Annotated in this window: 4 protein-coding genes; 2 read left to right on the forward strand and 2 right to left on the reverse strand. The window is 70.1% G+C overall.

The genetic code is table 11. The features are described from left to right. Window positions 1-45: 45 nt before the first annotated feature. The gene (locus tag B4M60_RS01820) at window positions 46-1,125 is read right to left on the reverse strand and encodes a 2-oxoacid:ferredoxin oxidoreductase subunit beta (protein ID WP_291079737.1); all 1,080 of its coding nucleotides are present in this window, start codon (window positions 1,123-1,125) and stop codon (window positions 46-48) included. Window positions 1,126-1,150: 25 nt separating this feature from the next. Beyond that, window positions 1,151-3,070, reverse strand: a complete 1,920-nt coding sequence (locus tag B4M60_RS01825) for a 2-oxoacid:acceptor oxidoreductase subunit alpha (RefSeq protein WP_414646707.1) — start codon at window positions 3,068-3,070, stop codon at window positions 1,151-1,153. A gap of 312 nt (window positions 3,071-3,382) precedes the next feature. On the opposite strand from B4M60_RS01825, the gene B4M60_RS01830 reads away from it, so the two are divergent. Continuing rightward, the gene (locus B4M60_RS01830) at window positions 3,383-5,041 is read left to right on the forward strand and encodes an alpha/beta fold hydrolase (protein WP_291079741.1); all 1,659 of its coding nucleotides are present in this window, start codon (window positions 3,383-3,385) and stop codon (window positions 5,039-5,041) included. 177 nt (window positions 5,042-5,218) lie between these two features. Next, the coding region (locus tag B4M60_RS01835) for a toprim domain-containing protein (RefSeq protein WP_414646708.1) at window positions 5,219-5,505 on the forward strand (287 nt) is incomplete at its 3' end.

Raw genomic sequence — 5,505 nt, forward strand, 5'->3', positions numbered from 1 at the left:
CGGACGCGGTCAGGTCGGACGCGGGCAGGTCGGACGCGGCTCGGTCTAGCCGACGGTCCAGGTGTTGCCGCCGTCGAGCAGGGCCTGCAGGTCCGAGGGTGCGGTCTGCTTGGCGGTGGCGACCTGGGCGCGGGCCTGGTCGTCGTAGGTCTCGCGGCGGACCTGGCGGATGATGCCGGTGACGGTGTACTGCAGGTCCTGGCTGGACAGGTTGGCCAGCGCGTGGGCGTAGGTGGGGTCCTCGGCGTGGGCGTCGTGGACCACGATGTCGGCCTGGTCGACCTCGGCGGTGGCGGCGACGGCGAGCGAGAATCCGGACCGCACGACGCAGTGCTGGCCGTCGTCGCCGAAGACGATCTTCTCGCCGTGGCGCACGGTGATGAGGTGGTCGCCGGCGTCCTCCTTGCGCAGGAGGTCGAAGGAGCCGTCGTTGAAGATGGGGCAGTCCTGGAGGATCTCCACGAAGCTGGTGCCGCGGTGGCGGGCGGCGGCCTCGAGGACCTCGGTCAGACCCTTGCGGTCCGAGTCCAGGGCGCGGGCGACGAAGGTGCCCTGGGCGCCGATCGCCAGCGACAGGGTGTTGAACGGGAAGTCCAGGGAGCCCATGGGGCTGGACTTGGTGACCTTGCCCGGCTCGGAGGTGGGGGAGTACTGGCCCTTGGTCAGCCCGTAGATCCGGTTGTTGAACATGAGGATGTTGAGGTTGACGTTGCGGCGCAGGGTGTGGATGAGGTGGTTGCCACCGATGGACATGGCGTCGCCGTCGCCGGTGACCACCCACACGGACTGGTCGGGGCGGGTGGTGGCCAGGCCGGTCGCGATGGCCGGGGCTCGGCCGTGGATCGAGTGCATCCCGTAGGTCTCGAGGTAGTACGGGAAGCGGCTCGAGCAGCCGATGCCGGAGATGAAGGTGATGTTCTCCCGCTTGAGGCCGAGCTTGGGCAGCAGGGCGCGGATGGTGGCCAGGATGACGTAGTCGCCGCAGCCCGGGCACCAGCGCACCTCCTGGTCGGAGGTGTAGTCCTTGGGCTTCTGCGGCGCCGAGCCCTCCGGGGCCTTGGGTACCGAGGCCAACGCGTCCAGCGGCAGCGCGGTGCCGACGAGTCCGGGTTCGGTGGTGGTCATGGGGATCCTCTCCTCGCTCGACAGGTCAGCGGGTTCGGTTGGCGGTGGTGGTGCCGGTGGCGGTGTGGCCGATCCGCCGGTTGCGGGCCGCGGGCTCGCCGGTGGTGGTGACGACCCCGTCCAGCGCGAGGCGGTACTTGTCGTGCTCGGTGTGGGTGAGCCGGCCCGCGAACTCGGCCTCGATGGCGGTCTGCAACTCCTCCGCGGAGAACGCCATCCCGTGCACCTTGGTGATGGGCTGGATCTGGGCGGGGAAGCGGGCCTTGAGCAGCATCGCGAGCTGGCCCAGGTTCATCTCCGGCACCAGCACCCGGCGGTACTTCGCGAGCACCTCACCGATGTTGTGGGGAAGCGGATTGAGGTGGCGGACGTGCGCCCGGGCCACGCGGTGGCCGTTGGCGCGGGCGCGGCGGACCGCCTCGCCGATGGGGCCGTACGAGGAGCCCCATCCCACCACGAGCACCTCGGCGTCCCCGGTCGGGTCGTCCACCTCGAGGTCGGGGACCTCGATGAGCGCGATCTTCAGGGCCCTGGTCCGGGTCATGAGGTCGTGGTTCTCGGCCGTGTAGGAGATGTTGCCGGTGCCGTTGGCCTTCTCCAGGCCGCCGATGCGGTGCTCGAGACCGGGCTGCCCGGGGATCGCCCAGTCGCGGGCCAGGGTCTCCGGGTCGCGGGCGTAGGGCAGGTACGTCCCGGCCGCCTCGGCGCCCTCCCCGGGCGGGGTGGCGAGGTTCTTCTCGATCGCCGGGAGGGCGGCCACCTCGGGCAGCAGCCACGGTTCGGAGCCGTTGGCGATCGCGCCGTCGGACAGCACGATCACCGGCGTGCGGTAGGTCACCGCGATGCGCGCGGCCTCGCGGGCGATCTCGAAGCAGTCGGCGGGCGACTGCGGGGCGATCACCGCGACCGGCGACTCGCCGTTGCGGCCGAACAGGGCCTGCAGGAGGTCCGACTGCTCGGTCTTGGTGGGCAGACCGGTGGACGGGCCGCCGCGCTGGACGTCGATGATCACCAGCGGCAGCTCGGTCATCACGGCCAGGCCGATCGCCTCGGACTTGAGCGCGAGGCCGGGACCGGACGTGGAGGTGACGCCCAGCGCCCCGCCGTAGGACGCGCCGAGGGCGGCGCCGATGCCGGCGATCTCGTCCTCGGCCTGGAAGGTGGTCACGTCGAACTGCTTGAGCTTGCTCAGCTCGTGCAGGATGTCCGAGGCGGGCGTGATGGGGTAGGTGCCCAGGAAGACCGGCATCTCGGCGGAGCGGCCGGCCGTGACCAGGCCGTAGGCCATCGCGGTGTTGCCGGTGATCTGGCGGTAACGCCCCTGCGGCAGCTGGGCCGGCTGGATCTCGTACTCGGAGGCGAACGCCTCGGTGGTCTCGCCGTAGTTCCAGCCCGCGCGCAGGGCGAGGATGTTGGCCTCGAGGATGGCGGGCTTCTTGCCGAACTTGTCGGCGAGGAACTTCTCGATCGAGTCGACCGTGCGGCCGTACATCCAGGTGAGCAGCCCGAGCGCGAACATGTTCTTGCAGCGCTCGGCGTCCTTCTTGCCGATGTCCACCGACTCGACCGCGCCGATGGTCAGCGTGCCCATGGCCACCTCGTGCACCTGGAACGCCTCGAAGGCGGGGGAGCCGAGGGGGCTGGACTCGTAGCCGACCTTGGTGAGGTTGCGCTTGGTGAACTCGTCGGAGTTGACGATGAGGATGCCGCCGGAGGGCAGGTCGTCGATGTTGGCCTTGAGCGCCGCGGGGTTCATCGCCACCAGCACGTCGGGGCGGTCCCCGGCGGTGAGGATGTCGTAGTCCGCGATCTGGATCTGGAAACTGGAGACGCCGTGGATCGTGCCCTGTGGGGCGCGGATCTCCGCGGGGTAGTTGGGCTGGGTCGCCAGGTCGTTGCCGAAGGCCGCGGCCTCCGAGGTGAACTGGTCGCCGGCGAGCTGCATGCCGTCGCCCGAGTCGCCCGCGATGCGGATGACCACCTTGTCCAGCTTGGTCTTGGACACATTGCCCACCGCTGCTGACCTCCAGTACGTCGAGATGAGTCGGGCTCGTCGGGGTTCCCGTACGGCCACCGACGGTACGCCGGTTTCGGCGACGCCTCGGGCCACGAACGAATCCCAAAAACTGTAACACGTTCCAGTCCCTGACCGTGGCCTCCCCGCCAACCATAGACCGGTCTGTCTATGCCCACCAGTCGGGCCGGTGGTGGACGGATACTCCCGCGACAGAGCTGCAAAGATGAAAAACTCGCCACCATGCCCCCTCTCCTGCGCTGCGCGGTGGCCACCGCGACCGCGGCCCTCGTCGTCGTCCTTCCCCCCGTCGCCTCGACCGTCCCCGTCCCCACACCCACCCCGGCCGGGGTGGACACGCTGGCGTGGAGCCCGTGCCCGGCGGACTCGCCCGCCGACATCGTCCACGGCCTGCCCCGCGCCGACGTCCTGTGCGCCTCGGTCCCGGTCCCCGTCGACCATTCCGCCCCCGGCGGCCGCACGGTGGGGATCGAGGTCCGCAAGATCACCGCCACGGGTGCCCGCGAGGGGACGGTGTTCTCCAACCCGGGCGGGCCGGGAGCCGACGCCCGGGACCTCTGGTACACCGCACTCGACAGGGAGGACGACTCGGCCATCGACGAGATCCGGCGCACCAACGACCTGGTGATCGTGCAGCCCCGCGGCCTGGAGGGCGCCGGTGCGCTCGAGTGCCTGCCCGAGCCGGGGGATGAGGAAGGCAGTCTGACGCCTGCCGACCTGAACAAGCTGGCCAAGCTGTGCATGGACACCGACCCCGAGTTCGTGCGCTCCATCACCACCGAGAACGTGGTGCGCGACCACGAGCTGGTGCGGCAGGCCATGGGGCTGGAGCGCATCTCCTTCCTCGGCTACTCCTACGGCACGGCGCTCGGGATGATGTACCAGACGCTGTTCCCGCAGAGCATCGAGCGGATGGTGCTGGACTCCTCGGTCGGCCCCTCCGACGCCTGGTGGTACGAACTCCACCAGCGGCAGGCGGAGAACCGGTACCAGGCCCGCAACTACGTCCTGGCCTGGATCGCGGAGCACGACGACACCTTCCGGCTCGGCGACACCCCGCTCAAGGTCTACCGACAGATCCGCGAGCTCGACCTGGCGGCCGGGGCCGCCGCGACCCGGTTCCTGCCGCCCCCCGCCCAGCCGGGCGACGACGCGCCGGGTTCGGTGGACATGCTCAACAGCGGTTCGGTGCGGGCGGAGAACGCGGCGCTGGCCTCCACCGGCGCCTTCGACCAGACCCCGGACGGCGCCGCGGCGTATTTCCGGGTCCTCGACATTTACAGCCGGTCGCCGGACACCTGGCCGGACATCGCGTGGGTGATCTCGGAGACGATCCACGGCGCAGCGCAGGACGAGACGGTGCAGGAGGAGACCACGCCGGAGGAGCTCGAGGACCGGCTCGAGGAGGAGACGGACCGGCCCGCGGTCACCTCCGATCAGGCCACCTATCTGAAGATCCTCAACTGCAACGAGACCGCGCCGCCCCGGTCCAACCCGTTGGCGCCGGCGTTGATCGGCAGCAGTGACTCCGTGGGCAGTACGAGCGAGGACGTCTGGGCGCTCACCGAGCAGACCGAGTACTGCCTCTACCCGCCCTCGACGGTCCCGCCGCGCATCGAGGCGAACGAGATGGGCGCGCCGCCGCTGATCCTCCAGTCCGATCACGACCCCAACACCCCCGGCCTCTTCGGCCCGCGCACCGCCCAGGCCACCGGCGGCACGCTCGTGCGGATCCGCGGGACCGTGCACTGCCACTTCGACACCGGCAACCGGGCGGTCGACGACCTGGTGCTGGAGTACCTGCGCACCGGGCAGGCTCCGTCCGGCCTGTACCTCGACACCCCGCGCCCCTCACCCGGCCCGCCACCGGTCCCCCGGTAGGGCACCGGGCTCGTCCGGGGGCAAAGGCCTGGTATGAATCTTTATGGGTGAGGCCCCGGGACGCGTACCGTAACCCGGACCGGAGGTCGGTGACGTCGTGTCGCCGTCGGATCAGCGCAGGTTGGGAGCAGTTCAGTGGCGAGCAAGCAGACAGCATCGGGCGGAAAGCGGAGCCTGGTGATAGTCGAGTCCGCCACCAAGGCCCGCAAGATCCAGCCCTACCTGGGGCCCGACTACGTGGTCGAGGCGTCCGTCGGGCACATCCGCGACCTACCCAAGGGCGCCGCCGACATCCCGGCCAAATACAAGAAGGAACCGTGGGCGCGGCTGGGCGTGAACCCGGACCACGACTTCGAGCCCATCTACGTGGTGAGCGCGGACAAGAAGAAGAAGGTCGCCGAGCTCAAGAAGGAACTGGCGGGCGTGGACCAGCTCCTGCTGGCCACCGACCCCGACCGCGAGGG

It is taken from the genome of Dietzia sp. UBA5065, assembly GCA_002415925.1.
In the GTDB taxonomy this organism is placed as follows: Bacteria; Actinomycetota; Actinomycetes; order Mycobacteriales; family Mycobacteriaceae; genus Dietzia.